The following is a 26,017-nucleotide window of genomic DNA, read 5'->3' as shown; positions in this document are numbered from 1 at the left end:
GGGGACGTTGTTCCGGCTGTTCGGGGTTACTTTCCGAAGCTGCGCAGCCGCAGGGAGTTGGCCACCACCAGGACGGAGCTCGCTGCCATGGCGGCGCCGGCCAGCATGGGGTTGAGCAGCCCCAGGGCGGCCACGGGGATGCCCACGGCGTTGTAGAAGAATGCCCAGAACAGGTTGGTCTTGATGGTTGCCAGCGTCCTGCGGGACAGTTCGATCGCCTGGGCCACCTGGGCGAGGTCGTTGCCCATTACGGTGAGATCTGCGGCCTCGATGGCCACATCGGTGCCCGATCCCATGGCGATGCCAAGGTCCGCCTGGGCGAGGGCGGCTGCGTCATTGACGCCGTCACCGGCCATGGCCACGGTGGCGCCGCCGGCCTGCAGTTTGCGGACCGCCTCGACTTTCCCCTCCGGCAGGACTCCGGCATAGACGTGCTCAGCGGGAATCCCGACGGCGGCCGCCACTTGGGCAGCCACGGCGGCGTTGTCACCGGTCAGGAGGATGGGACGCAGGCCCAGTTTCTTCAGCCGGGCCACGGCCGCTGCTGAGCCTTCCTTGACCGTGTCGCGCAGGCTGATGATGCCGGCGGGAGCTCCGTCCACCGCAACCCAAATCGCGGTGGCACCCGCCGCTTCAGCCGCTGACAGTACTGCCTGGTGCTCATCGGCAAGGGCAATGCCGTTGTGCTGCAACCAGCCGGTCCGGCCTGCCACCACGGGCTTCCCCTCAACGGTTCCCGCCACTCCGCCGCCCGGGGCGGAGCGGAAGCCCTGCACGGCAGGCAGGGGACCGCCGTCGTTCGTTGCATCCACTGCCGCGGCGGCGATGGCGCGGGCCACCGGATGCTCCGACGCCGCCTCCACTGCGCCGGCCAGCCGGAGGACCTCATCCTCCCGGAACCCGCCGAAGGCTTCGGAGGCATCAACTGCCAGGACACCCGTGGTGACGGTGCCGGTCTTGTCGAGCAGGATGGTGTCGACCGTCCGTGTGTCCTCAAGGACCTGCGGCCCCTTGATCAGGATGCCCAGCTGTGCGCCCCGTCCGGTACCGGTGAGCAGGCCCACCGGCGTGGCGAGCCCCAGGGCGCAGGGGCAGGCAATAACCAGGACGGCGACGGCGGCAGTAAACGCTTGTCGCAGCCCGCCGGCCGCCACGCCAGGGCCTGCGAACAGAAGCCACGCCACGAAGGTGACCGCGGCGATGGCAAGAACCACCGGAACGAAGACGGCGCTGATGCGGTCCGCCAGACGCGCGATGGGCGCCTTGCCGGTCTGGGCCTGGGAGACCAGTCGTGCCATTTGCGCCAGTGTTGTTTCGGAGCCAACCCGGGTGGCCCTGACCAGCAGCCTCCCGGAGGTGTTGATGGTTGCGCCCGTAACAGCGCTGTCCGGCCCAACCTCCACCGGTACTGACTCCCCGGTGACCAGGGACGCGTCCACCGCTGAATTCCCGTCAACCACCACGCCGTCGGTGGCAATTTTTTCGCCGGGCCGGACCACCAGGACGTCGCCCGCCTGAAGCTGGTCTGCGGGGATTTTGTATTCCGTGTCCTCCCTCAGCACGGTGGCATCCTTGGCGCCAAGGTTGAGGAGGGCCTGCAGGGCGTCGCCTGCCTTCTGCTTGGCATTGGCCTCCAGGTACCTGCCCAGGAGCAGGAAGGTGGTGACGACTGCCGCCACCTCAAAGTACAGGCCACCGCCGGTCTCCATCCCTTCCATGCCCGGATGTTCGGTCATGCGGGGATCCAGGAGCAGTTGCCAGGCGGAGAAGAGGTACGCTGCCGCCACACCGATCGACACCAGCGTGTCCATGGTCGAGGCCAGGTGGCGGGCGTTGATTGCGGCTGCGCGGTGGAAAGGCCAGGCGGCCCACGTCACCACCGGCAGTGCCAGGGCCGCTGCCGCCCATCCCCACTGCGGAAACTGGAACGCGGGGACCATGGAGACCAGGAATACGGGCACCGTCAGGACGGCCGCCAGGATCAGGCGGGGCCGGAACCGGGCAGCGGCACCTCCGTGAGCCATGTGGTCGCCAGCCTCGGGCAGCACGGAGGGCGCGCCCGTTTCGTCGCTGGCACCAGGGCCGGGGTCTCGCGGCTGGCTGACTTTTGCTTTGTATCCGGCAGCGCTGACCGTATCGATTAACTGCTCGTCGGTGATCCCTGCGGGAACCGTGACGTGGGCGGATTCCAGGGGCAGGTTGACCGAAGCCTGCACGCCGTCGAGTTTGCCGAGTTTTTTCTCCACCCGGTTGACGCAGGAGGCGCAGGTCATGCCCTCGATGTCCAGTTCCACCACCCGGGCGGCGGGCTGGTGGAGAAGTTCCTGGTTGCTCATTCGGCTCCCCAAATCAGTGGTGGTTTTCAGGCTTCATTGGCAACGACCAGGTAGCCGGCCTCTGCCACTGCCTCGCCGATTTCAGAGGGTGAGAGCTTTTGGTCAGACGTGATGGTGACGGTGGAGATGCCGCCGGCATTAAGTTCAACGTCCACCGCTTCCACCCCGGCGAGGGCTTCAAGCTCTTCACTGACGGCCGAGACGCAGTGGCCGCAGGTCATGCCGGAAACGCTGACAGTGGTGGTGGTGGGGGAGGTGGTGCTCATGGCTTGGCTCCTGTGGGTCTGGCCGGCGGTTGCCGGCGATGGTGTTACTGGCAGTCGTCAGCGAAGCAGCCGGCCGATGGCATCGGCGGCTTCCTTGACTTTGGCATCAATGGCTTCGGCACGCGCGGCCGGGTCGGGCTCGGAGGCGGCGCCGACTACGCAGTGGCCGATGTGCTCTTCCACGAGGCCCAGGCTGACGGCATGCAGGGCCTTGGTGACGGCGGAAACCTGGGTGAGGATGTCGATGCAGTACTTATCCTCGTCCACCATCCGGGCGATTCCACGCACCTGGCCCTCAATGCGCTTGAGGCGGCGGAGGTAGGCGTCCTTGTTGCCGGTGTACCCGTGCCCGGGCGGGTCCACTGCGGGCGCGGCGAATGCTTCTTCCGTGGGATTCATAACCCGAGTCTATACCCCACAGGGGTATCATTCAAGTACCCCCTAGGGGTATCGCCGGAGCGCATGTTTTAGGACATAAAAAAGCTCCGGAGTGCGTTATTGGGGGATACGCACTCCGGAGCAGCTCTTGGGCAGATCCTGTGTCCACTAACGTGGACCCGTCCTGCTTGAATCAGCTTACTGGCTGGTAGCGCGCTCCGCCAGCACCGCGAATAACTACTTTCGCTTTATTATTGAAGGCCCCGAACGCTGTGGGCTGCAGCGCTACGGACGGTCCTCGTGGGCGGGCGTCCGGCAGGGGATTACCAGCACCGGCCGGCTTTGATGGTGGCTTAACCATCCTCCCACCGATCCGTTCAGGGCTTCGGAGAGGCGGTGGGACAATCCGCGCTCCGACGTGCCCACGATGATCAGTTGGGCATTGATTTCCGCGGCCAGTTGTCCAATCGCGCGTGCCGCACTGCCGGAAAGGGTGCGGAGCGTCCATTCCACGGTCCCGCTCCCTGCCGGTGCCCGGTCCACTGCGTTCCGGACGTCCGCCTTGAGCGCGGTTTCCACAGCGTGGATCTTGTCGTCATCGGCATCAGGATGCAGGGAAAGCCGGTGGGCGGAGCGTGCCGGATCCCAATCCACGAGGTACCTTTCCTCATCCACGTAGGCACACACCAGGGGTGTCCCCAGCCGGGCGGCGAGGGCAGCCGCGGTCTGCAGGACCTCGGGGTGCTGCTTGGGCAGGATCCCCACCAGCAACGGTGCCGTGCCGCTGAACCGATCCGATGTCATAACTTATTGTCCGCTCCGTGAATGGCCCCTGAACAGGTTCCCGTGTTTGCGCTTCCTCAAGACACCGCAGGTGAAGCCGTGACCACAACGTTTTTTCCCCACGGGTCCTCCGTGAAACAACTGATGAGGACCAGGCGGTTGGGCACGATGTCCCAAATGGGGCTGTCCTTGAGGCTGGACTTCACATACGTGGCCACACTCTCAACCTGGTAGGACATGGCGCCGGTCGCAGTGTCGACGTCGAAGCGGTCGCCTACGGATGCGGCCGAACTCAGGTGGTTGAACGGTGCCTCCGCCCCATCCCAGCTGTGGCCGATCACATAGGTTGTGTTTGCCGAGCCATGGCCGGGCGTTCCGAACGGAGTAAGCCAGTAGCCGTCCTTTGTTTCGGGCGGCACGATTGTCTGGCTCTCCTGTGCGGCGCCGTCGGGCTGCAGGGGGTGGACCGGCACCTCGAAGCCCGCGGACGGATAGCGGATGCGCACCGGTGCCGCTGCCGGCGGCAGGGCCGGCTTCTCCACCTGCTGCCCAGGCGGGGCCGCCGTCGTGCTTTCCCCTGCGGCCCCAGAAGCAACCTGGCCTTCGGGAGCAAACGTTCCTTCCGGCGTGCCGGTCGTCGCCACGGGCACCGGCTCCCGGACGTAACCGGCAGCAGAGCCCGGTGCTGCGTTTCCGACGGCGGCAGTTTGGGTCCGGTCGAACAGCGGTGCGCCGAATGTCATGGACAGGAAGGCGAGGACACCGCAGAGGAGGATCACCAGGTCGCCTCGGTTCCAGCGGCGCCAGGTGCGCTTTGTCTGGGCCGCGTGCAGGATGTTTTCCCGGAACATTGTGCTCCTCGTCGCGTTTTGAGGGGGAAGGAAGGCGTCCCGCCGGGCACTGGTGGGACGCCTTCCTTGTCATCGGGCCGCAGTCCGCGGTATCAGCCGGCCATGGAGGAGCCGGAACGGCGGCGCACTGCCACTGCCGCTCCCGCTGCCACCAGTGCACCCAGGCCGCCGAGCCAGGCGGGAGAGCTTTCAGGTCCGCCGGCAGCCGTCTGGGCGTTGTACCCCTGGTTGGTTCCGCGGCTCGTGGTGGAGCCGGTTGTGGCAACTCCTGCCGCCTTCTGTGCCTGCTGCTGGTCGGCCTCCGGCTTCGCAGGAACCACCGGCGGTGCTGCGGCGGGCGGCGCCGCGGCGGGTTCTTCAACGGCTGGAGTCAGGACAGGCGTTTCGACAACTTGCTCCTCCACCACCGGCTGTTCGACAACCGGGTCCTGCACCACCGGCTGTTCGACAACCGGGTCCTGCACCACCGGCTGTTCGACGACCGGCTGCTTTACTTCATCCGGCTTGTCGACCACCAAGGGCAGGTCGTCTTTGGCAGGCGGGTCCACGACGACGGCGGGCGGGGAAACCGCCGCGCAACCATTTTCGTGAATGGCACGGCCTGCGTCACCCCAGTTCAAGCCGTCCTTCAGGTGTTCGTTCGGCGGGATGATGTCGTCCTCGTGCTTGTCGTGCTTCTCGTGGCCGTTGAGTCCCTGCGGCGGGATGGTGATCGAGACGAAGCCGTTCTTGACGGCGTGGCACAGAGTGATTTCACCGGCAGCCGAGGCCGGTGCGGACACGACCAACGCGGCCAAGCCCACGGCACCCAGTGTTGCTATGGTGCGTTTCATAATTTTCTCCCCAGGTTTTTGTTGTTAAACCGACCATGATGGGGGAGTGCCAGCGGTGACGCCTGTGCCCCAGCAGCACGGTCAGCTTGCTTGAGATCTCAGGCTAGGTGGGCCGGTTCGGGTGGGCGCCAGTAGGGGGTACTCGTCTTTTGGGTACTTCCGGAAGCGTGGTTACTTGCGGATACCCGAACAACAGCCGCAGCTACTTGTCGGGCAGGCTGAACCTTGTCCACGAAAAGCGCCGCGCCTAACGTGGAAGCAAACGAAAGGTGCGTGAAAGTCATGGAAATCTACATGTGGTGGCTTGACCTGGACCTCGACAGCAAGGAGTGGCTGCGGGAGAACCTTCGCGCGGAGGAACTGCCGCTTCCAGTGCTCCAGGGCATTGCCGAAGCCGGCGGACCCCACCCCGATAATCCCCGGGCAGTGCTTACGGAGGCTGACTGGGATTTCATCGAGACGCAGTCGGAGTTTGTGGACTGATTCGAGTCACCTGCTTCCCGGTCCGGGCTGCCGGGGACGCCAATTAACCGTTGCGGGCAGTCCACCCGGGTGGTTGCATGGTGGGCATGGCAACCGCAGAAAGTTTTGTCTTAGCAATTGGGACTAAAAAAGGCTTGTGGCTGGCCACCAGCCAGGACAGGCGGCAATGGTCCTTCACCGGTCCCCATTTCCTGATGAGCGAGATTCCCAGCATCGGGATCGACACCAGGGACGGCCGCACCCGGATCATGGTGGGCGTCCGGAACGAGCACTGGGGGCCCACCGTTGCGCACTCCGACGATCTCGGTGCCACCTGGTCCGAGCCCGAACTGGGCGCCATCACGTTTCCGGAGGACACCGGCGCCGCCCTGGAACGCATCTGGCAGATTTATCCTGACGCCGATTCCCGGCCGGGGGTGGTGTGGGCAGGAGCTGAGCCCATTTCGGTGTGGAAATCGACCGACGGCGGTGAACACTTCGAGCTGAACCGGGGCCTGTGGGACCATCCGCACCGCAGCGAATGGGGAGCAGGTTACGGCGGGGCGGCCGCACATTCCATCGTGGTCCAGCCGGCCGGGGAGACCGTCCACGTGGCCATGAGCACTGGCGGCGTTTACCGCTCGCTCGACGGCGGCAGCTCCTGGGAGGCGCGCAACAAGGGAATCTCCGCCTACTTCATGCCCGACCCCAACCCCGAGTTCGGGCAGTGCGTCCACAAGATCGCAGCCGATCCCGCAGTCGACGGACGCCTTTACGCACAGAACCACCACGGTGTCTACCGCACGGACGACAATGGGGACACCTGGAATTCCATAGCGGACGGGCTGCCGGCCGACTTCGGCTTTGTGATGCTGACCCACCCCCGCCGCGAAGGGACGGCATGGGTTGTCCCGCTGAAAGCAGACGGGGAACGCATCCCTCCGGATGGGGAACTCGCCGTCCACCGCACGGATAACGCCGGTTCCTCCTGGAAACGGCTCTCCTCCGGGCTGCCCACCGCCGAATACAACAGCGTGCTGCGCGATGCTGCCTCGGTGGACACGGCGGAGCCTGCCGGCGTGTATTTCGGCACGCGCGGCGGCACCGTCTACGCAAGCGCGGATGAGGGCGAAACGTTCACGGAGGTCGCTGCCCACCTGCCGGACGTCCTGTGCGTCAGGGCGGCAGCGGTGGCCGGTGCCTGACATTACGGTGGTGCTTCCCAGCGTCCTGCAGCCACTGGCCGGCGGACAGTCCGTACTGACTGCGCCCGCCGACGGGCCGGTAACGGTGGAGAAGCTGCTGGATTTCCTGACCGGCGGATACCCGGTGCTGGCCCGGCGCCTGCGGGATGAAACAGGAACCCTTCGCCGCTTCGTGAACATCTACGTGGAAGGCGATGATGTCCGGCGTCTTCAAGGCCTGGAAACCGAGGTGTCCCCGGGCCAGGAAGTACTTGTCATTCAGTCGGTGGCCGGCGGCTAGTCCGCCTCAGGCTGCCGCCACCCCGAGGAGGAAATCGCCATGACCAACCAAAGCCTTCAGTCTGCCATCGACCAGAATGGCGGCAACGCCGTTGACGTGCTGCGAAACGCGAAATCGCGGCCGTTCACCTTCCCTGTGACACCCGAGTTCACCAACTGGCGGAGCGAGCAAGCCTCCTGGCGCGACTCGTGCGCTTTGCTTGACCAGTCGCACCATATGGCGGATCTCTTTGTGAGTGGCCCGGACGCCACGAAGTTCTTTACCTGGTTCGGCACCAACTCGGCGGCCGCCTACCAGGTGGGCCGGGCGAAGCAGCTGGTCGCCGTGAACCACGACGGATACCTCATCGGGGACGGCATCCTGTTCCACCTGGAGCCTGATTCGTTCGATCTGGTGGGCCTGCCCATGCTGGCTGACTGGATTGAATACAACATCTCCTCCGGCGACTGGGACGTTACCTTGGAGCGCGACGACCATTCCCTGATCCGGAAGGGCGATCCCAAGCTGTTCCGTTACGAACTACAGGGTCCGAACGCGCTGGCAATCATCGAGAAGGTGACCGGCAAGCCGGCGCCGGAGCTTAAGTTCTTCCACATGGGCGGGATCGACATCGAGGGACGCCGGGTGGGCGTGCTGCGGCACGGCATGGCGGGGCAGCCCGGTTTCGAGCTGTGGGGCCCATGGGCCGACGCCGCGGCAGTGCATGAAAAGTTGCTGGCCGACGGCGGGGAGTTTGGCATCACGCAGGTGGGGGCCAAGGGATACTCATCCGCCAACCTCGGATCCGGCTGGGTGCCGTCACCGCCGCCTGCGATCTTCGACCCCGGGCTCAAGGCCTACCGCGAATGGCTCGACCTGTCCAAGGCAGGCTCATTCGGAGGCAGCTTCTATTCGCCGGATCCAAGGGACTACTACGTAACCCCGTACGACCTCGGGCTCGGCCGCTCCGTGTCCTTCGACCACGAGTTCCTTGGCAAGGAAGCCCTGCAACGGCATGCCGGGAACCAGCGCCGCAAAAAGGTCACCCTGGTGTGGGACAACCAGGATGTAACGCGGGTGCTGGGCAGCATTCTCGGTGAGGGCGTCCCGGCCAAGTACATCGAGCTCCCCAAGTCCCGCTATGCACTGCACCAGACCGACCGTGTCCTGAAGGACGGCGAGACGATCGGCATCTCGTTCGACGTCGGCTACCTCGCTAACGAGCAGGCCTTCCTCTCCCTTGCGACGCTCGATGCGGCACACGCGAACACTGGTACTGAAGTAGTGGTCGTGTGGGGGGAGGAGCCCAACTCCCGCAAGGCGCAGGTGGAGCGGCACCGGCAGGTCGAAATGCGTGCCACTGTGGCTCCCGCGCCCTTCTCCGACTATGCCAGGAGCGGTTACCGCGGGCCATGATTGAGGTTGTCTAACAGTCGTTTCAATATCGTTGACAATTTAGTTCTCCATCCGTAGCGTCGGTTTCAAGCGGTCGTCCCGGATCGCGCCCGTCCGGAGCAATGATGCGACAGGAAGGTGCAGGGTGGCGGCAAGCCTGAGCCTCAATGACGTGAATTTGCACTTCGGCGGCGTCAAGGTGTTGCAGGAAGTGAGCTTTGACGTGGAGCCGGGCGTCATCTTCGGCCTTGTAGGACCCAACGGCGCCGGGAAGACATCACTCTTCAACTGCATCAGCGGCCATTACAAGCCAAGTTCGGGCTCCATCACCATCGACGGCACCGAGGTCCTGGGAAGTGCCCCGTTCCGCCTCTCGCGACTTGGGCTGGCGCGCACCTTCCAGCACCCGGCGCTGCAGCTGCACGCCACAGTCCTGGAGAACGTGCTTCTTGGGGGACATATCAGGCTTCCCGGCTGGCCTGTTTCCTGGGCCTTGCGGTTGCCCTACACCGTGAACGCGGAGCGTGGGATGCGGGCGGAGGCCCTTGAATTCCTTGAGCGCGCAGGTTTGGGCTGGGCAGCCCACCTGCCCGCCGACGAACTGCCGCATGGACTGCACAAAGGCATCGAGTTGTGGCGTGCCCTTCTCTCCCACCCCTCGCTGCTGCTGCTCGACGAGCCGGCCGCCGGACTGTCCCATGGTGAAGTAGAGCAATTCATCAAGACTGTGAGGCGGCTCCGCGCGGAGCAGGACATCACGATCATCATCGTGGAGCACCACATGGGGCTTATCTCCGCCCTCACCGACCGGGTGGTTGTCCTCGACCATGGGCGCAAGCTCATGGAGGGCACCGCCGCCGAGGCCCAGTCCGACCCCCGGGTGATCGAGGCCTACATCGGGAAGGATGCGGCGGATGACGCTGCTTGAACTTTCCGGTGTGACCGCATACTACGGGCCCGTACAGGTGCTCGGCGGGGTGGATCTCAGCGTGCCGGAAGGCGGCTCCGTCGGGATCCTGGGCGCCAACGGGGCCGGCAAGACGACCACGCTGCGCGCAATCAGCGGCACGGTCCGCACCGGTGGGCGGATCAGGTTCCAGGGGCGCGACATTCGTGGCTTGCGCCCCGACCAGGTGGCAGCGCTGGGAATCGCCCATGTTCCGGAAGGCCGCGGAACCCTCGGCCAGTTGAGCGTGCGGGAGAATCTCCTCGTGGGCGCCTACCTCCGCAAGGACAGGGCAGGGATCTCCCGGGATATCGACTACTGCCTTGACCTGTTTCCGCAGTTGCAGGACCGCGTCGGCTCGCGCGGGGCTTCACTTTCAGGCGGGGAGCAGCAGATGCTCGCCGTAGCCAGGGCCTTTATGGCTAAACCCAAGCTGCTGTTGCTCGACGAAGCATCGCTCGGCCTTGCGCCGAGCACATCCAAAGCCGTATACCAGGCGATCGGGCGGCTGCGGTTGGAGTCAGGCATCGCCATGGTGGTGGTGGAGCAGAACGCAAACCTTGCGTTCTCGCTGGTGGACACTGCCACGGTGCTTGAGACAGGGCGCAATGTGCTGACTGGATCATCGGCTGAACTAAAAGGCATGGACGAGATCCGCCGTGCCTACCTGGGGGGCTGAACCACATGGGCACTTTCATCCAACTCGTGGTGGACGGGCTCTCGACCGGCTCCATCTATGCTGCTTTGGCCCTCGCCATCGTGCTCGTAAACCAGGCAACCGGCCTGATCAACTTCGCCCAAGGCGGCATGGCCGTGCTGTCGGCTTACATCGCCTACGCCTTTACCCAACTCGGCCTGCCCCTCATCCTCGCCATCCTCGTCGCGGTGGTGGTTTCCTTCCTTATCGGGGCAGTGATCGAGCGGTTCCTCGTCCGCAGGTTCGAGGGGGGCGACGCCCACACGGCGGTTGTGGTCACCATCGGCCTGCTCACCCTGGTCACCGGTATCTCCGCTGTTTTCTGGGGCTACAACAACCTGCCATTCGAGTCGCTTTTCCCGCTGACTGGCGTGGAGATCTTCGGTGCGGTGGTGAGTGTCCGGTCCATCGCCACAACGGTCACAATTCTGGCGATTATGGGGGTTCTGCAGGTGCTCTTCCTGCGCACCAAGCTCGGGCTCGCGCTTCGGGCCGTGGCAGATAACCCGGGCTCCGCTGCTTTTTCCGGTCTGCCTGTCGGCCGGCTGCTGATGGTCGGCTGGGGCCTGGCAGCGGTTCTGGGCGCGATCGCCGGCGTCCTCGTTGCCCCGCAGCTCACCCTCACGCCGGGCATGCTCGATACGGCGCTCGTCTACGCGCTCGCAGCCGTCATTTTGGGAGGCTTGAGCAGCCCGATCGGATGCGTGGTCGCGGCCTGGGCCATTGGTGTCCTTGAGAACCTGGTGGCCGTTTACGTGCCGCTCGTAGGCCATGACCTCAAGATCGCAGTGCCGTTTGTTTTGATTTTCGTCATCCTGGTCATCCGACCCCAAGGCCTGTTCGGGCGGAAGGTCGTGGTGAGGGTCTGATGCGCACGATGTCCTCCGTCCTTGCCCACAAACCCACGCGCGTGATCCTCGTAGCAGCCGTGGCCATCGTACTGATCGTTGCCCCGCTCATCCTTCCGGCGTTCACGAACCAGACCCTCGTGCGCATTGGCGTTTATGCCGTTGCGGTACTGGGGCTGAACATCGTGATGGGCTACACCGGGCAAGTAAACCTTGGGCAGATCTTCTTCGTCGGGCTCGGCGCCTACGTCACCGCCTATGGCGTCAACGCGGACTGGAACATCATCCTGGTGTTCATTGCGGCCTGCGTCGTGCCGGGCCTTGTCGGCCTGCTTGTTGCCCTGGCGGCAGCCCGGCTCGGTGGCCTTGCGATCGCGATGGTCACCATCGCCTTGCCCATCGTCGGTGTGCCCCTGGCCAAGCGGCTCGACGGGTTCACGGGGGGCTCGCAGGGCATTTCAGCACGCTTCACGGACGCTCCCGATTGGTCGGGGCTCTACAACGACCAGTGGCAGTACTACATAGTGCTGGTGGTTACCGTCGCCGCGTTCCTGCTGGGCCGCAACCTCGTACGCGGCAAGTACGGCCGCGCCTTCACGGTGGTGCGGGAGAACGAAGCCGTTGCCGCGTCCATGGGTATCTCGCCGTACCGTACCAAGGTGCTCGCGTTCACGGTCGCCTCGATATTTGGCGGGGCAAGTGGCTTCCTTTACCTCGCGGCCGTGCAGTACACCTCGCCCGAGACCCTCAGCTTCGGCCACTCCATCGGCCTCCTCGCCGCAATGGTCATCGGCGGTGCCGGAAGCATTATAGGTGCGCTTATCGGCGGCGCCTACTACGTTTTCGTTCCACAGCTGACGAACGCCATCGATCCTAACCTGACCACCATCAGCCAGGGCGCGATTCTCCTTGCGGTGCTCTTCCTGTTGCCCCAGGGCCTGGTCAGCCTTCCGCGGGTGATCCGCCGGCTCACCCGCCGCGGCACCGCCCGCGCCACACCGGGGAATCCCCCGCATAACTCTCCCGTGCATCAACCGGCTACTGAGGCCGCGCGGGAGGGACTCGAAAAAACAGAGAGGCAAGATCGATCATGAAGATTAGAAAAATGCCAGACGGGGTCCTCGGTATCGTCGCGATGGCGTCGATCATCGCGCTCTCCCTGTCAGGTTGCGCCCGCGACGGCGGTGGGCAGGGCGGCGACTCCGGGGCCAGCCCCGGGATCACGGATACTTCCATCACGCTCGGCGTCACAACTCCGCTCAGCGGTCCGACAGCAGGGCCCGGAACGTGCACTGTCGCGGGCCTCGCAGCCTATTTCGGTGCGGTGAACGCGGCTGGCGGCGTGGAGTTCGGCGACGGCAAGACGCGCACCGTCGAGATCAAGTCCTACGACGACGCGTATGACCCGCAGAAATCGCTGTCGAACTTCCAGCAGATGATGTCCGACGGCGTCTTTGCCGTCACGTCCGGCCTCGGTACCCCCACCAACCGCGCCTTCCGCGAGGCTGCCATCAGCCAAGAGGTTCCCCAGGTGCTCGTGATGACCGGTGACCCCCTGTTCAGCGACCGGGAGGAGAGCCCATGGCAACTTGGCTTCGTTCCGATCTACCAGAACGAGGGAGCAGCCTTTGGCGAGTTGCTGGCGGAATCGCAGGGGGAGCACAAGGTGGCCATCCTTTCGCAGAACGATGACTACGGCAAGGGCTACGTAGAGGGCTTCAAGGAAGCCATCGAAGGTGCGGACAATATCACGGTCGTCGGAGAACTCACGTATGAGGCCACCGATACCTCGGTTGACGCCCAGCTGACCCAGCTGGCGGCGACGGGAGCGGATGTCTTCTTCAATGCCATGTCCATCACCCCGCTGGTGATCTCGTCACTGCAAAAGGCGCAGCAGATCGGCTGGAAGCCAAGTTGGTTCCTTCCCTCGAACACGTCGAGCCCTACGGCGATCCTCGAGCCCGGTGGAGCTACCGCATACCCGGGCATCTATTCGGTGTCGTTCTCAAAGACCCCGCAAAGCCCGGCTTTCGCACAGGACGAAGACGTCGTGAAGTTCCTCGCAGACCTTAAGGAGTACGGAAACTACCCGGATATGCCGGCCTTCCCCCACTGCATGTGGAGTTACATGGTGGGGGCAACCCTGGAAGAGGCCTTCAAGAACATGGACGAACCCAACCGTGACAGCTTCATGACGGCATTGCGGGACATCAAGGGCCTGCAGGCGCCACTGATGCTGGAGGGCACGGCCGTGGACACGACCGTTGACGGGCAGCCGGCAGTGTCCACAGTGCTGGTGCAGAAGTACAACGGCAGGGGTTACGACACCGCGGAAAGCTTCGGCTAAAAACCCCCCGCTTTCACCGTTGCAGCTGCGGCGTCCTCTCCCGCTGTCCACCGGGGAGGACGCCGCTAAACGTGGACGGCTTTGGGCTCTGAGAACACGTCAAGTTCGTCGATGAGCCTGAGCCCCCTCTTCGCCCAGGCAATTTCAACCCGCGCCCGGTCAACAAGCCCCTCATACGTGAACCGTTTGAAGGCGATGGTGCGCTCGCGGTCCTCCGGCTCGGTGACTGCAAGCCGACGGATCAGCATGGGATTGGCAACCTCGCTGATCCGGAGGAGCTCACGCTCCCACTGCGCGAGCTCGCTTTCCCATTGCGAGATGTGGGCACGGAAGAAATCCCGTGCCACCCCGGGAGCCACCGACTCGAGGTACGCGGCCTTCAGATGGGCGGGATCCCGGACCCTCGCATACTCCGTCGGTGTGTGCATCCAGTCGAGGAAGGCCCGGTCCCCGGCTTCCGTCACGTGATACACGCGCCGGGTGGCGCGCTGGCCCCTCGGTTGCTCTTCGCCCTCGATGAGGTGCTCAGCCTCCATCTTGCGCAACTCCGGGTAAATCTGGGAGTCGGGCGCATGCCATACATGCCCAACCGACACGGAGAACTGCTTCTGCAGGTCGTAGCCTGAAAGCGGGCCGACGCGAAGCAACGCAAGCAGCGCGTACCGCAGGCTCATAGAGTACTCCTTCGTGACCGGACATGGCTGTAAGGAGGCAACCGCCCGAGCACAGCCCGGTTTCCAGCCTAGGCCGACTTGTAGTTCGTGCGCCACCCGCCCTGGTAGGTGGCGCGTGCGACAGCGGAGTACGGCACCGGGCTGACTACCGCGCGCACCTCGGTCTGCACGTGCGGCTCGACGGCGGCCTTCCGCGTTCCGCCGTCGGGTTCCCCCCACACGACGTTCAGTTCCGTGCCCTCCGGAACATTGGGATCAACCGTAGCGAGTGACAGTGCCCGCCGCTCATTGGCGCTGTAGCCGGTAAACATCGAGTACCCCACCACGGTGCCGTCGGCGTCGATGACGGAATCGTAGTTCGCAGAACCGTAGTTCGCGAGCGGCAGGTCGAAGTACTTGTAGCTAGGCCCTTCAGTGTTGAACAGCGATGCGAAGATCGATGTGATGTCGTCGGCGTTCCAGGCAAGGGTTACCTTCTTGCGCTGGGTGGAAGGGTCGATCTGTTCCAGTGCGTCGCGCCCGATGAAGTCATGGTCGAACTTCACGAATGAGCCGTAGCCGAGCTCCCACGGCGTCAAATAGTAGTCCTCGATGTCCTCGGACACGAAGGAGCCGGCGAGGGTCGCGGTCGCCTCGTACCCGTCGGCGGGAAGCCATTCACGGTAGCCACGCTCAGCTTCGCCGGTGTAGATCGCGGGCAGCGGTGACGGAATCCAACCGGACTCAAGGGTGTTGGAAGGGTAGGCGCGCGAACCGACGGGCACGATGCCGAACTCGCCCCCGGCTTCCAGGATCCTGTCCCGGATACGGCTGTGGTCAGCATACGGTCCCCAGATTTCAAGGCCCGGAGCGCCGGCCATGCCATGACGAAGGGTACGGACGTTTGCGCCGTCGATCGTCATTGTTGACATGTTGAAAAACTTGAGTTGCTCAAGCGGGCCGCGGTTCAGCTTTTCGATCACCTGCCAGGCGTTCGGCCCCTGGATCTGGAAACGGTAGAGCTGGCGGGTGACCTGTTCGCCGTAAGGGCGGGAGGGCGAACGGCGGTCTACTGTCATGTCCAGGTTCGGGTATCCGCCGGTTTCGCCATGGTAGAGCAGCCAGTTGGCTGCGGGTGAGCGTCCCACGTAGACATACTCCTCCTCTGCCAGGCGGAAGAGGATACCGTCGCCAATGACGTGTCCGGATTCCGTGGTGGGCACATACTGCTTGGCCCTGTTAACCGGGAAAACTGCGGTGGAGTTGATCGCCGTGGATGAGATCAGCCTGATGGCGTCAGAGCCGTTCATGAACAGGTTGTCCATATGGTGGGACTGGTCGTAAAGCACGGCGGTCTGCCGCCATGCGGTCTGCTCCTTGATCCAGTTCTGGAAGTCGGCCGGGACTACCGGGTAGATATACGACCCGATCTGCGAATTGCGGAGCAGGTCCACCGCGCCGCGGGACGAATCAAGGACTTCCTGCAGATTCCTGGGTGCCATGATGAACCTCTCGTTTCTGTGTCGGTTTGTTGTGCGGGGTCAAAAGACTATGGTTTGGTTGCCGTGCCGGACTACACGGTCTTCGGCGTGCCACTCGACGGCCCGGGAAAGCACTGCGCGCTCAACGTAGGCGCCGCGGGCCTGCAGATCGGTGGCGGTGTGGACATGCGTCACCCTGGCCACGTCCTGCTCGATGATGGGGCCCTCGTCGAGTTCCTTGGTCACGTAGTGGGAGGTGGCACCAATGAGTTTGACGCCGCGTTGCTTGGCTTTGCGGTAGGGCGCCGCACCAATGAACGCGGGCAGGAATGAGTGGTGGATGTTGATCAGCGGCACCTCCACCGTGTCGAGGAAGTCCGGGGACAGGATCTGCATGTAACGCGCGAGGACAACGAAATCCACATTGCCCGCCAGCAGCTTCAGGATTTGTTCCTCTGAGTGTGACTTGTCCGGGCCGGGCGGCGAGGGAACATGGAAGAAGGGGACGCCGAAGGATCGGACGTCCTCGGCGGTGTTGGTGTGGTTGGAGATCACCATCGGAATGGTCACCTGCAGTTCACCGCGGCGGTGCCGCCAGAGCAGTTCAAGCAGGCAGTGGTCCGACGTGGAGACGAGGATGGCCATGCGCTTGGGTACTGACCGGTCGGTGATCGTCCACGTCAGTCCCAGCCTGGTGAGGGTCTTGCCGAGGTCCGCCTCGATTTCAGGCAGTGCAAGGGCAAGGTCGGGCCTGTTGAACACCACGCGCTGGAAGAAGTCGCCCCCGGTCGGGTCGCTGGAGTACTGGTCAAGGGAAACAATATTCCCCTGGTTCCGGGTCACCAGGGCCGCCACTGCTGAGACGATCCCCGGCTGGTCCGGGCCGTGGACAATCAGGCAGGCCTGGTCCTTCTGGTCTTTGATATGGACAGCCATTGAGTCTCCTCACTCCTGCCCGCCTGTGAATCCGCGGACCCATTCGGCGGTCTCCAGGAGGCCGCCGAAGGTGTAGAAGTGGAGGCCCACCTGGCTGGGCAGTCCGTGGCTGTTGCCCGTGGAGTGTTCGGCGAGAACTGCGGCGAGGTCGTTGACAAAGTGGTCCGGGCCGGCCACGCCTATGAGGTTGGTCAGCGAAAAGCCGTACTTCTTGACGATCATTGCATTGGCCCCAACGCCAAAGCGGCGGGCAAAACCCAGAAGCCGCTTTATTCCGGCAGGTCCCGGAGTACCGACGCGGATCGGGGCGGTGATGCCCCTGGCCCGCACGGCGTCGATCCACTCAGCGACGGGGTCGGTGTCGAAGGCGAACTGCGTCAGGATGGCCGCGTTCACGCCCGATTCCCGGAGCGCTGTGTATTTGTCTTCGAGCGCCCGCCACAGGGTCTCGTCCGGAATATCCGGGTGGCCTTCGGGGTACCCCGCGAGCCCGACTTCGCGCACGCCGAACTGGTGCAGGACACCGCTGCGGATCATTGCAAGCGAGTCATGATATGGCCCCTCAGGGCGGGCAGGATCACCGCCGACGGCAAAAATGTGTTCGGCCGCGCCAACCTCCTGCAGACGGCCAAGGAACTCCTCGAGTTCCTGTTCCGACTTCAACCGGCGGGCGGAGATGTGGGGTACGGGAACGAAGCCGAGTTCCCTGACCACCTTGGCGGCGCCCACCCGCATCTCCAGGTCTTCATTGCCCAGGAACGTGACGTTGATTCGGGTGCCGGGCGGAATGTGCCCTCGCGCCTCGAGAAGGGCAGGAACATCCTTGCCGGTCATCTCCAGCGAGAAGTCCCGAACGAGTTCCAGCGAAGCTGCGCGGTTAATGCCGGGCGTGATTCGAGTCGCCATCGGACAGTCCTTTCGAGGGGTGCGACAGTGCATCCGCTACACCTCAATTTTACCTACGTAAATAGGTACCGTCCATAGTCATTCCAGCGGCGTCGAGCGGGCGAGCCGGCCCCTCAGCAGGAGGGGGACCAGGAGTGAGCAGGCAAGAGCGTGGACTTGGCGGACCGGTGGGGCCGGCGGCATCTGAACACTGCTCCCCATCGGCCCGTTCCCGGTCCCGGACCTATCCTCCTGCGCCGGTCAGCCCTCTCACAGGGCCGCAGGATCGAGGTGCGCGATTGAGCGGGTGTCCTGGAATGCCCGTACGCCCTCGATCCCCTGCTCACGGCCCATGCCGGACTGCTTCATGCCTCCGAACGGAGCGCGAAGATCCAGCCTCGTGGCACCGTGGTCGTTGACCCAGACGTAGCCGCAAACCATCTTTCCACCCACCCTGCCGGCCGCAGCGGAATCAGCTGTCCACACCGAGCCGCAGAGCCCCGACCAGGAATCGTTGGCGGCACGGATGGCCTCGTCTTCCGTGTCGAACGGAATGAGCGGAATGACCGGGCCAAACTGCTCCTGGGTGACCACGCGCAGGGACGGGTCGGGGTCGATCACGAGTGCGGGGCGCATGTAGTTGCCGCCCGCCAGGTCCGGGTCCGCCGGAAGTGTCCCGAACTCCCTGACGTCGGCGCCGGCCGCCTTTGCCTCCTCGATGATCTCGGTGACGAAGGCTTTTTGGGCCGGTTGGTGCAACGGCCCCATGGTGGTCCCCTCGTCCAGTCCATAGCCGATCACGGCCTTATCCAGCCGGGAGGACAGTCCTTCCACCACCTCGTCCAGGCGCGAACGGTGCACGTACACCCGTTTCGCGGCCATGCAGATCTGGCCTGTTGTATCGAAAATGGCGGCGTACAGGCGGTCGAGGTGGGCGTCGTCAAGGACTGCGTCTTCCAGCACCACGGCGGCGTCGTTCCCGCCCAGTTCCAGCGTGACCCGGGTCAGGGACTTCGAGGCCATCTCCATGATGCGCTTGCCGCCCGGTACGCTGCCGGTGAAGCAGACCTTTGCTACATCAGGGCTGGTAATCAGGGCGGACATGTCCGCGTCCTTGCCGGTCACGACATTGAGCACGCCCGGGGGAAGTTTTTCCGCAATTCTCTGCACGACCCGGGTTGTAGCCAGCGGTGTGGTGGGCGGGGGCTTCACAATGGCTGTGTTGCCGGCAAGAAGCGCGTGTGGCAGCGACGCCGCAAGGATCGCGATGGGCCAGTTGAACGGCACGATGACCGTCACAACGCCCAGCGGCTGGTACTGGACGGTAGTGGATACCGGAATCCCCGGCGCCGGCGGGAGCACCTTGTCCGCGTCCACTTCATCGGCCAGCGCCAGTGCCAGGTTCCACCGGATTTCGAACACAAGCGAGTCGACCCACGCTTCCATGCGGATCTTCCCGTTTTCCTGCGACAGGATGGCGGCATCTTCATCGCGGAAGTCGGCGATTCCCTCAAGCGCAGTACGCATCTGTTCCGCGCGTTCCCGCGCGCTCAATGCAGACCAATCGGGATAGGCTGCCTTCGCGGCCGCAATGGCGTCGTTGACGTCATCGGTGTCCGCCGCTGCGGCATACCCCACGATGGCGCCCGGTTTGCCCGGATCGGCCACCTCCATGGTGGCGGCGGCCTGGCGCTCGGCGCCTCCTATGTACAGGCCGGTGGTCACCGGCGCTGAAGTGTTCACTGTGTTGGTCATGACGTCGCACCTCTCTGTGGGTACTGCGGGTTTCTTATGTCGTCACTGCCGGACGACGGGAGTTCCATGGGTGTGGAACGTTTCGATGGTTTTCATGCCCCAGGCCTGCCCTTTTTTGCGCTCTTCCTGCGTCCACTCCACTACGGGCGAGTCGGGGTCCAGGAGTAGACGGGCACCGGCATTGGCGAGTTCGATGCGGTTACCGCCCGGCTCCCAGACGTACAGGAAAAAGGTCTGGTTGATGGCATGCTTGTGCGGGCCGGACTCGATGTGGATTCCGTTCTCGAGAAAGATGTCGGCCGCCTTCAGGATGTCCTCCCGGGTATCAGGGGCGAAGGCAACGTGGTGGAGCCGGTTGCCGTGCTTTAGCCAGTCGTCCGAGTAGACGATGTCGTAGGACTTGTTGTTGAAGTGGAACCACCATGCGGCATAACCGCCGTCGTCGAGCTTGATGCGCTCGCTTTCGCGTCCCCGCAGCGCAGCAGCGACAAATTCGCCGTTTGCCAGCACGTCCCTGGCGAGGAAATTTACGTGGTCCAGCCGCCGGGCGTTGACTCCTCGCCCGGGAAAGGCGGAAGCCTGGTTTTTCAGGGCGGGTTTATCGTCAGTGGCCACGTATCGTTCGGTTTCATAGTAGATGGCCAGGTCATGCCCGTCGGGATCCCGGAAGGCGTAGGCAGGACCCGTGCCAACCTCGCCGTCCACCCAGCCGATGCCAAGTCCCGTAGCTTCGATGGCCGCTACGCGGCGCTGGAGCGCCTCCTGGCTTGTGGTCCGGAACGTGGTCCGGCCAACACCGGCGTCGGTGGATGCCGTGAGTTTTACCGTGTAGAGCTGATATTCGTCCCAGGTCCGCAAGTACACCGATGTTCTCCCGGCTTCATCGGATTCAGCCACCACACGCATGGCGAGCAGGTCGCGGAAGAACCACAGGCTCTTTTCGAAGTCAGGGGTCAGCAGTTCCACGTTCCCTACGTGGGCTATGTCGAAGGAGGTGTGCTCGGTCATGCGCTTGTCCTCTCTAAAGGGCCGTCATCATAACCGCGGGCGCGGGAAAACGTACCCGTCAAAAATTTTTCGCGCCGTGCGGAGGGCGGCGGCACGGGTAACTGCCAGCCCGTCTGAGCTTGGTTCCACCGCAACGTCGACATCGAAATGCCCGGTAGGGTGCTCTATGCGCAAGGGGGCGCCGGGTGGGGGGAGTTCGGCAAGGCCGTGGCCAACCGTACCCTCAGGGAGCACTCCCGCCCCGACCGTGAGCGCCCCGAGCACACCGATCGACGTGTGGACCCGCACCGGCAGGAAGCTTCTGGTACTGATGGTCCCGCCCGCTTCCGGGGCTGACAGCAGTACAAGCTTCGGCACGGTGTCCCGGGTGACGTCTCCCATGCCCATCAGCTTGGCGGCCGAGAGCCTGAGCTCGCCGAGCCGGTCCGCCAGGCCGGCGTCGCCCTCGAGGTCTGCGGGGGATTCGTTGCCACTTGCTCCGAGGTCGGACGCCCGCACCAGAACGCTCGGCATTCCGTTGTCGACGCACGTCACCTCCATCCCTGCCACATGGTCAAGCACCCGGCCGGTGGGGAACAGCGCCCCCGTCGAGGAGCCTGCCGTGCCTTCGAAGTTGAGCCGGATGGCACCTGCGGTGCCCGGGACGCCGTCGATCCGAAGGTCGCCGTCATAGTCCACGGCACCGCCGGGAGTGGCGAAGCGGGCGGTGGCGATGCTGTCCGTGTTGACCATCCTGATGCGCACCTCGGTATGACCTTCGGCTGCTGCAACGAGGCCGCGTTCAACGGCGAACGGGCCAACCCCGGCGAGGATGTTCCCGCAGTTCTGCCGGTCGGTGACAAAGGCGGTGTCCACGCCCAACTGGAGGAAAAGATAGTTCACATCGGCGCCGTCGCCGGACGGTGAAATGACGGCGACCTTGGTCGTCAGGGGGTGCGCGCCGCCAAGGCCGTCGATCTGCCGTGGGTCCGGGGTTCCCATGATCCGCAGGAGCAGGTTGTCCCGGTCGCCGGGATCATCCGGGAGGTCCGACGCGAGGAAGAACGCACCTTTGGATGTCCCCGCACGCATGTAGAGGCAGGGGATGCCCTCAACTGCTGCCATTGTCCGCCTCATATTCCGCGGCGCTGACGTAGCGGACGCCAAGTTCGTTGAGGATGCCCCGAAGCTGGTTCCGGTCCAGGCTCAACTCGCCGGCAAGGTATGCCGCGCGGGACTCCGCCTCTTTCCTGACCCTCGCGTCCGCGGCGCCAAGGACGGCCTGGACGTAGCGGCGCGGCACGCACAGCGCACCGTCGTCGTCGGCGATGATCACGTCGCCGGCGGAGACGACGGCGCTGCCCACGGTGATGGGAACATTTACCGAGCCTGCGGTGGCCTTGACAGTGCCCTGCGCGTTGACTGCTGCGGACCACACCGGGAAGCCCATAGCCCGCAGATCAGCTACATCCCGGACCCCGCCGGTTGTCACGAGTCCGCGGACCCCGCGGTGCTGCAGCGCGGTCGCGAACAGTTCACCGAACGAACCATCAAGGGACGGGGACGCCGTAGTCACAACCAGCACGTCGCCCTCGCGGCACTGTTCCACCGCAGCATGGATCATGAGGTTGTCTCCCGGCCAGCACAGGACGGTAACGGCGGAACCGGCAATGCGGACGCCGCTCTGGATGGGCCGCAGCGAGGCGCCCAGCAGTCCGGTCCGCCCCATGGCCTCGTGGACGGTTGCCACGCCATGTGCTGCAAGCCTCTCGATGGAGGAAGCATCTGCCCGCTCCACGTCCGTCACCACAACTGTTTTCATTCCAGGACCTTGGTGACTTGGGGGTAGTAGCGCATGTAGGCCTCTCCCTTGGTGTCCACCGGCAGGCCGAGGTTCGGGCCGGCGTTGCGCTTGACCTGGACGCCGCGGCGCACCGCGAGCGACGTGTAGTAGTCCCACATATGCTGCTGGGCCGGCAGGCACTTCATAGCCTTCTCCTTGGCCGGGAAGGAGGAGGTGATGTCCAACAGGACGTCGGGCTTGAAGCCGCACTGTTCGGGCTGGTGCGGCTCGAAGAAGAACACCGGCGGTGCGCCGAGCACCTCGCCGGGGGCGTCGTAGCCGATCGCCTGGGCGAGGATCCTGGCCTCGATCGCCAGTTTCGCGGCGGCCGGGTGGTCGCCGTTGTACGGGTCCAGCAGCGGGTGCGTCAGGACAACGGTGGGCTGGACCCGCCGGTAGATCCGCACCAGCTGGTCCAGCAGTTCCCGGCTTGGCATCAGCGGATAATCGCCGGCATCAAGGAATTCGATGTCGGCACCGAGGGCGTCCGCGGCGGCCTCGGCCTCTTCCCGCCGCAGCTCCTTGATCTCGTCCAGCCCCTTTCCGGCAAGCCATTGGCTTGCGGATTCGCCACGCTCGCCATAGGAGAGGCAGACGACGACGGCGCGGTCACCCCGGGCGGTAGCGGCGGCGATGGCACCGCCGGCCCGCCAGACGAAGTCGCCGGCGTGTGCGCTCACGACCAGCACAGTGCCTCCATTGGCCATGACCAGGTCCTTCCCGGATCGCATTGCATCCGCCGCTTCCTGAAGCGGGCAGCGCCACAGTGCCAGACAACCACTCTCTGGCACCCGGGTCAAGGCGTCGGCTACAATTTTGTTACCAATCCTGGTACCGGTTTTTTACTCCCGAGACGGGCAACCGAAGGAGAAAACCTGATGGCCCAGAAGTCCCTGCAGGATGTGCTCGACGGGGCAGGCAGTACCGTCGAACTTTTGCGCAACTCCCAGCTTGGCGCCTACATCTACCCGGTGGTCCCGGCCGAGTTCACGAACTGGCGCCGTGAACAGCGTGCCTGGCGCGAGACCGCCGTCCTGTACGACCAGTCCCACCACATGGTGAACTTCTTTATGCGCGGCCCGGACGCCCTTAAGCTCCTCTCGGACACCGGGATCAACAGTTTTTCGAACTTTCCCCTCAACACGGCCAAGCAGTTCGTTCCGACGGCGTCCAACGGCGGTGTGATCGGCGACGGCATTCTTTTCCACCTGGCAGAACACGAATTCGTCTACGTCGGGCGGGCTCCCGCTGCGAACTGGCTGCAGTTCCACGCTGAGACGGGCGGGTACGACATCGAGTGCACCTACGATGACAGGTCACCGTCGCGGCCCTATGGGCAGGCAGTCCAGCGTGAGTTCTACCGCTTCCAGATCCAGGGCCCGAACGCCTGGCAAATCATCGAGAAACTTAACAACGGAAAACTTGAGCAGGTGAAATTTTTCCACATGGGCCACCTCGGCATCGCCGGGGAACAAGTGCGCACGTTGCGCCACGGAATGGCGGGCGCCCCGGGGCTGGAGCTGTGGGGACCGTACAGCCAGCACGGCAAGATCCGTGATGCCATACTCGACGCCGGTGCCGAGTTCGGCATCGAGCCCTGCGGGTCGCGGGCCTACTCATCAAACACCCTTGAATCGGGCTGGATACCGTCGCCGCTTCCCGCGATCTACAGCAGCGAAGCTGAACGGACCTACCGGGAATGGCTTCCAGCAACGAGCTACGAAGCGATCAACGCGCTCGCCGGCTCCTTCGTCTCGCAGAACATCGAGGACTACTACTTAACGCCGTGGGAGCTGGGCTACGGCTCGTTCGTAAAGTTCGACCATGACTTCATTGGACGTGAAGCCCTCGAAGGGGTCGATCCTGCCAGGCAGCGCAAAAAGGTGACTTTGGCCTGGAACGACGAAGACCTGGCGAGGATCTGGGCGTCATTCCTGGACCGCGACAGCTTGGGATACCAGTTCTTCGACATGCCAAACGCCAACTACGGCTCGTCCAACTACGACTCTGTGGTGGACGCCGACGGCAGGGGAGTGGGACTCTCGCTCTTTACCGGGGTTTCCGCCAATGAGCGGCGCGGGCTGTCCCTGGCGACGGTGGACCCCAATGTCGACATCGGCACGGAAGTTAATGTGATCTGGGGCGAGCCGGACGGCGGAACCGGCAAGACCACCGTGGAACCCCACGAGCAGTTCAGGGTGCGCGCCGTAGTGAGCCCGGTGCCGTACGCTGTCACCGCCCGGACGGAGTACCACGGGGGCTGGCGAACGGCCGGCGCTGCCACGTAATTCAGTGGAACGCTGCTGTTCCGTGGCCCGGGGAGGAAAGATCGCGAAGCGCGTCGATGACGCTCAGCAGGTGGCTGCGAACGGCGCGCTCGGCGGCTTCCGGGTCACGGGCCACGACGGCGTCGATGATCGCGATATGCTCCAGCACGGAGACTTTGGCCCGCTGAGGCCGCGACGACAGTTTGAACTGGTGCCTGACGCTCTGCGCGTGCAACCGGGACAGCACCTCGGAGGCGGTGGCATGCCGGCTCAGCTCGCGGATCCGCACGTCGAGGTACTGGTTCAGGCGCGAGTATTCGACGAGGTCGCCTTCGGAGACCGCTTCGATCATGCGGGAACGCAGGCGATGGAAGGCCGCTATATCGTCGTCGGAAATGCTTGCGGCCGTCTTCGCGGCGCACAGGCCCTCAACACCGATCCGCACCTCAAGGATCTCGATTGCCTCCTCCACCGGAACGGCCCGTACCCGGGATCCGCGGTTTGGCAGCCGTTCCACCAGGCCTTCGCCCGCAAGCTCGAGCAGCGCGGTGCGGACCGTGGCGCGGCTGGCGGAAAACGCAGCACTGAGGTCTGCCTCTATGAGCCGCTGGTTGGGGGCGTACTCACCCCGGACGATCGCCTCACGAATGATGTCAGTGACCGTCGGGTCCACGCCGGCTTCCGCTTCCGCCGCAGGTGAATGCCCGTCAGGTACCGGGGACATGTCCGTTCAACTCCCAGAATCGCCAACTGTTGGGCGCCCGGTCCGGGTAACCCATTTTGTTTACAATCTTAGGAGCAATGGAGGGAAGAATCCCCATGCGCGTTACCGTTTTAGGTCTCGGGGAAGCCGGAACCATCTATGCGGCAGACCTTGCCCGGCGGGGGATCCCGGTCACCGCGGTCGATCCGTACGTTCCTGTCCTGCCCGACCGGGTCGGCGGGGCAAGCAGTACCGGCCAGGCAGTTTCCGGAGCTGACCTGGTACTGAGCCTGGTGGGTGCCGGCGAAGCCGGGACCGTTCTCCGGGAAGCCCTGCCTGCGATGCAACCAATGGCGATTTACGCCGACATGAATACTGCCAGCCCGGCCGAAAAGCAGCGGCTCGCGCTCCGGGCCGAAGACTGCGCCATCGCGTTCGTTGACGTCGCCATCCTCGCGCCGGTTCCCCGTGCCCGGCTCGAGACCCCCGTGGTGCTGAGCGGCACCGGCACCGACCGTCTTCTGGCGATATTCACGTCCTGGGGTATCCCTGCCACTGTTGCGGACGGTGGGGCCGGCGCCGCAGCGGGGCTGAAGTTGCTGCGCAGCGTCTTTATGAAGGGCCTGGCCGCCTCGGTCTTCGAATCAGTCTTCGCAGCCCGGGCAGCAGGAGCGGAAGACTGGATCATTGAGCAGATTGCGTCAGAGCTCGGTCCGTCCGGCCATGAGCAGGTGGCACGGATACTCCAGGGCACGAGCCTGCATGCGCTGCGCCGTGAGGCGGAAATGCGGGATGCGCGGTCCTTCCTGGAAATGCTGGGTACCCCGCATCCAATGACGGACGGCGCCATTGAGTGGTTGCGTTCGCTTTCGCGGCAGGATCCTGCCTGACCCAATGCCCG

The 26,017-nt window shown here is 64.4% G+C and carries 27 protein-coding genes; 11 read left to right on the top strand and 16 right to left on the bottom strand.

Annotation, left to right across the window (positions count from 1 at the left end):
- Positions 1-26: 26 nt before the first annotated feature.
- The 6 genes from NXY83_RS20530 to NXY83_RS20505 form a co-directional block, all read right to left on the bottom strand.
- Complete coding sequence (locus NXY83_RS20530) at positions 27-2,336, bottom strand: heavy metal translocating P-type ATPase (RefSeq protein ID WP_258804034.1); 2,310 nt, start codon at positions 2,334-2,336, stop codon at positions 27-29.
- 26 nt (positions 2,337-2,362) lie between these two features.
- Entirely contained in the window at positions 2,363-2,602 is a 240-nt protein-coding gene (locus NXY83_RS20525) for a heavy-metal-associated domain-containing protein (RefSeq protein ID WP_258804033.1), read from the bottom strand.
- 57 nt (positions 2,603-2,659) lie between these two features.
- Entirely contained in the window at positions 2,660-3,001 is a 342-nt protein-coding gene (locus tag NXY83_RS20520) for a metal-sensitive transcriptional regulator (protein WP_258804032.1), read from the bottom strand.
- A gap of 264 nt (positions 3,002-3,265) precedes the next feature.
- The gene (locus NXY83_RS20515; RefSeq protein ID WP_258804031.1) at positions 3,266-3,784 is read right to left on the bottom strand and encodes a universal stress protein; all 519 of its coding nucleotides are present in this window, start codon (positions 3,782-3,784) and stop codon (positions 3,266-3,268) included.
- A 56-nt stretch (positions 3,785-3,840) separates the two neighbouring features.
- The gene (locus NXY83_RS20510; RefSeq protein ID WP_258804030.1) at positions 3,841-4,614 is read right to left on the bottom strand and encodes a class F sortase; all 774 of its coding nucleotides are present in this window, start codon (positions 4,612-4,614) and stop codon (positions 3,841-3,843) included.
- Positions 4,615-4,706: 92 nt separating this feature from the next.
- Positions 4,707-5,447, bottom strand: coding sequence for a hypothetical protein (locus tag NXY83_RS20505; protein ID WP_258804029.1), 741 nt, complete (start codon positions 5,445-5,447; stop codon positions 4,707-4,709).
- A 282-nt stretch (positions 5,448-5,729) separates the two neighbouring features.
- Between NXY83_RS20505 and NXY83_RS20500 the strand changes: the two genes are divergently transcribed.
- The 9 genes from NXY83_RS20500 to NXY83_RS20460 all read left to right on the top strand — a co-directional run bounded on the left by NXY83_RS20500 (position 5,730) and on the right by NXY83_RS20460 (position 13,606).
- Positions 5,730-5,930 carry a hypothetical protein gene (locus NXY83_RS20500; protein WP_258806369.1) on the top strand — a complete coding sequence of 67 codons (201 nt, stop codon included), beginning with the start codon at positions 5,730-5,732 and terminating at the stop codon, positions 5,928-5,930.
- A gap of 77 nt (positions 5,931-6,007) precedes the next feature.
- A complete protein-coding gene (locus NXY83_RS20495) occupies positions 6,008-7,114 on the top strand; it encodes a WD40/YVTN/BNR-like repeat-containing protein (protein WP_258804028.1) in 1,107 nt (368 codons plus the stop codon).
- A complete protein-coding gene (locus tag NXY83_RS20490; RefSeq protein WP_258804027.1) occupies positions 7,107-7,394 on the top strand; it encodes a MoaD/ThiS family protein in 288 nt (95 codons plus the stop codon). The genes NXY83_RS20495 and NXY83_RS20490 overlap by 8 nt, the downstream gene beginning before the upstream one ends.
- Before the next feature lie 39 nt (positions 7,395-7,433).
- A complete protein-coding gene (locus NXY83_RS20485; protein ID WP_258804026.1) occupies positions 7,434-8,789 on the top strand; it encodes an aminomethyl transferase family protein in 1,356 nt (451 codons plus the stop codon).
- Between the two features lie 124 nt (positions 8,790-8,913).
- Positions 8,914-9,696, top strand: a complete 783-nt coding sequence (locus NXY83_RS20480) for an ABC transporter ATP-binding protein (protein ID WP_258804025.1) — start codon at positions 8,914-8,916, stop codon at positions 9,694-9,696.
- Positions 9,683-10,393, top strand: coding sequence for an ABC transporter ATP-binding protein (locus NXY83_RS20475; RefSeq protein WP_258804024.1), 711 nt, complete (start codon positions 9,683-9,685; stop codon positions 10,391-10,393). The genes NXY83_RS20480 and NXY83_RS20475 overlap by 14 nt, the downstream gene beginning before the upstream one ends.
- Positions 10,394-10,398: 5 nt before the next feature.
- Positions 10,399-11,280 (top strand): branched-chain amino acid ABC transporter permease, encoded by an 882-nt coding sequence (locus tag NXY83_RS20470; protein WP_258804023.1) that lies wholly within the window; start codon positions 10,399-10,401, stop codon positions 11,278-11,280.
- A complete protein-coding gene (locus NXY83_RS20465) occupies positions 11,280-12,353 on the top strand; it encodes a branched-chain amino acid ABC transporter permease (RefSeq protein ID WP_258804022.1) in 1,074 nt (357 codons plus the stop codon). The genes NXY83_RS20470 and NXY83_RS20465 overlap by 1 nt, the downstream gene beginning before the upstream one ends.
- A gap of 11 nt (positions 12,354-12,364) precedes the next feature.
- Positions 12,365-13,606 (top strand): ABC transporter substrate-binding protein, encoded by a 1,242-nt coding sequence (locus NXY83_RS20460; protein ID WP_258804021.1) that lies wholly within the window; start codon positions 12,365-12,367, stop codon positions 13,604-13,606.
- Positions 13,607-13,671: 65 nt separating this feature from the next.
- Here NXY83_RS20460 and NXY83_RS20455 read toward each other — a convergent pair whose 3' ends face one another.
- The 9 genes from NXY83_RS20455 to NXY83_RS20415 form a co-directional block, all read right to left on the bottom strand.
- Positions 13,672-14,280 (bottom strand): PadR family transcriptional regulator, encoded by a 609-nt coding sequence (locus NXY83_RS20455; protein ID WP_258804020.1) that lies wholly within the window; start codon positions 14,278-14,280, stop codon positions 13,672-13,674.
- Between the two features lie 68 nt (positions 14,281-14,348).
- A complete protein-coding gene (gene ligM / locus NXY83_RS20450; RefSeq protein ID WP_258804019.1) occupies positions 14,349-15,761 on the bottom strand; it encodes a vanillate/3-O-methylgallate O-demethylase in 1,413 nt (470 codons plus the stop codon).
- Between the two features lie 39 nt (positions 15,762-15,800).
- Complete coding sequence (gene purU / locus NXY83_RS20445) at positions 15,801-16,676, bottom strand: formyltetrahydrofolate deformylase (protein ID WP_258804018.1); 876 nt, start codon at positions 16,674-16,676, stop codon at positions 15,801-15,803.
- 9 nt (positions 16,677-16,685) lie between these two features.
- Complete coding sequence (locus NXY83_RS20440) at positions 16,686-17,582, bottom strand: methylenetetrahydrofolate reductase (protein ID WP_258804017.1); 897 nt, start codon at positions 17,580-17,582, stop codon at positions 16,686-16,688.
- Between the two features lie 249 nt (positions 17,583-17,831).
- Positions 17,832-19,316 (bottom strand): aldehyde dehydrogenase family protein, encoded by a 1,485-nt coding sequence (locus tag NXY83_RS20435; RefSeq protein ID WP_258804016.1) that lies wholly within the window; start codon positions 19,314-19,316, stop codon positions 17,832-17,834.
- Between the two features lie 42 nt (positions 19,317-19,358).
- Positions 19,359-20,324 (bottom strand): VOC family protein, encoded by a 966-nt coding sequence (locus NXY83_RS20430; protein ID WP_258804015.1) that lies wholly within the window; start codon positions 20,322-20,324, stop codon positions 19,359-19,361.
- A gap of 27 nt (positions 20,325-20,351) precedes the next feature.
- Positions 20,352-21,428 carry a 4-oxalomesaconate tautomerase gene (locus tag NXY83_RS20425; RefSeq protein ID WP_258804014.1) on the bottom strand — a complete coding sequence of 359 codons (1,077 nt, stop codon included), beginning with the start codon at positions 21,426-21,428 and terminating at the stop codon, positions 20,352-20,354.
- Positions 21,415-22,125, bottom strand: coding sequence for a 4-carboxy-4-hydroxy-2-oxoadipate aldolase/oxaloacetate decarboxylase (locus tag NXY83_RS20420; protein WP_258804013.1), 711 nt, complete (start codon positions 22,123-22,125; stop codon positions 21,415-21,417). The genes NXY83_RS20425 and NXY83_RS20420 overlap by 14 nt, the downstream gene beginning before the upstream one ends.
- Positions 22,122-22,853, bottom strand: a complete 732-nt coding sequence (locus NXY83_RS20415) for a PIG-L deacetylase family protein (RefSeq protein ID WP_258804012.1) — start codon at positions 22,851-22,853, stop codon at positions 22,122-22,124. The genes NXY83_RS20420 and NXY83_RS20415 overlap by 4 nt, the downstream gene beginning before the upstream one ends.
- A 171-nt stretch (positions 22,854-23,024) precedes the next feature.
- Here NXY83_RS20415 and ligM (NXY83_RS20410) point away from each other — a divergent pair, with 171 nt between their 5' ends.
- Positions 23,025-24,434 (top strand): vanillate/3-O-methylgallate O-demethylase, encoded by a 1,410-nt coding sequence (ligM, locus tag NXY83_RS20410; RefSeq protein ID WP_258804011.1) that lies wholly within the window; start codon positions 23,025-23,027, stop codon positions 24,432-24,434.
- 1 nt (position 24,435) lies between these two features.
- Here the strand turns inward: ligM (NXY83_RS20410) and NXY83_RS20405 are convergent, their stop codons facing one another.
- On the bottom strand, positions 24,436-25,137 hold the full coding sequence (locus tag NXY83_RS20405) for a GntR family transcriptional regulator (RefSeq protein ID WP_258804010.1): 702 nt from the start codon (positions 25,135-25,137) through the stop codon (positions 24,436-24,438).
- A 77-nt stretch (positions 25,138-25,214) separates the two neighbouring features.
- Here NXY83_RS20405 and NXY83_RS20400 point away from each other — a divergent pair, with 77 nt between their 5' ends.
- Entirely contained in the window at positions 25,215-26,006 is a 792-nt protein-coding gene (locus NXY83_RS20400) for a DUF1932 domain-containing protein (protein WP_258804009.1), read from the top strand.
- Positions 26,007-26,017: the final 11 nt, after the last annotated feature.

This window comes from Pseudarthrobacter sp. NS4, from assembly GCF_024758005.1.
Classification (GTDB): domain Bacteria; phylum Actinomycetota; class Actinomycetes; order Actinomycetales; family Micrococcaceae; genus Arthrobacter.
Note: the sequence above shows the minus strand (reverse complement) of the source record. Positions and strands in the feature narration are given on the sequence as shown.